General features: G+C 46.4%; 1 protein-coding gene. It reads right to left on the reverse strand.

What is annotated here, in order from left to right:
- On the reverse strand, positions 1–952 hold a 952-nt coding region (locus AC6UD0_RS07280), incomplete at both ends, for a mucin-binding protein (protein ID WP_500708693.1).

Raw genomic sequence — 952 nt, forward strand, 5'->3', positions numbered from 1 at the left:
AGCATGGTTCCGATCAGGCTTAAGAAGCTATCAGAACTTTGACCAGTTTGTGGTAACGTCGTCTTCTTTTCAGACTTTTTAGCTGGCTTAGCTGTTGGAACTTGCTTTGCTTGTGGTTTAGCTGGTTGAGCCGGTGCTTTAGCAGGAGTTTGTGGAGCCTGCTTAGCCTTCGGAGCTTCCGGTTGTGCGGCCGGAACTTCCTTTGGTGCACTTGGCTTAGTTGGCTCCGGTTGTACTGAAGGCTTTTCTGGTTTGTTTGGAACTACCGGAGTTGATGGTTCAGCATTCTTCACATAATGAATTGGGGTATCTTTTCCTAAATCATTGTGATCAATCGGATATGGTGTGCCAGGGACCAACTTGTTCCCGTTCTTATCAACTGGAGTGTATCCAGGAATGTCAGGGATAAGTGGGTTACCAGCATCACTTGGGTTGTTGGGATCATTTGGATAAACGATCGGGTTACTGCCCGGAACATCAGGAACTAAGTGACCTAAGGCGTAGTAAACGACCGTTACTTCGGAGTCGTTGGAATCAGCGTTAACCGTTGCTTGTCCAACTGAAGCAGTGTTGGTATAGTAACCATTGATAACTGGCGAGTTAACCCCACTCAAGACGTCACTCTTAGTCGTCCATGCACTGTAAGTTACCTGACCAGTAACTTGATCAAACGTTGCCGTTCTAGTAAAGGTCGTTGATTGAACCACATCATCAGCTAGCTTGTTCCCATTCTTATCAACGTAGTGAATGGTTCTAGTAACGTTCTTAGTGAGATCAGTCTTACTAGTTCCATCAGGATACTTCGGTCCAGTTGGGTTGTTTGGATCCACTGGTTGACCTGGAGTTCCTGGATTGTCTGGCGTAACTTCCTTAGTCTTGTGTTTGAGCACAACCGTGAAGGTTGGGCCATCAGTATTAAAGGTAAAGCCATCCGCAGGGTATCCGTCGGATA

Source organism: Fructilactobacillus sp. X7R9C1 (genome assembly GCF_059901005.1).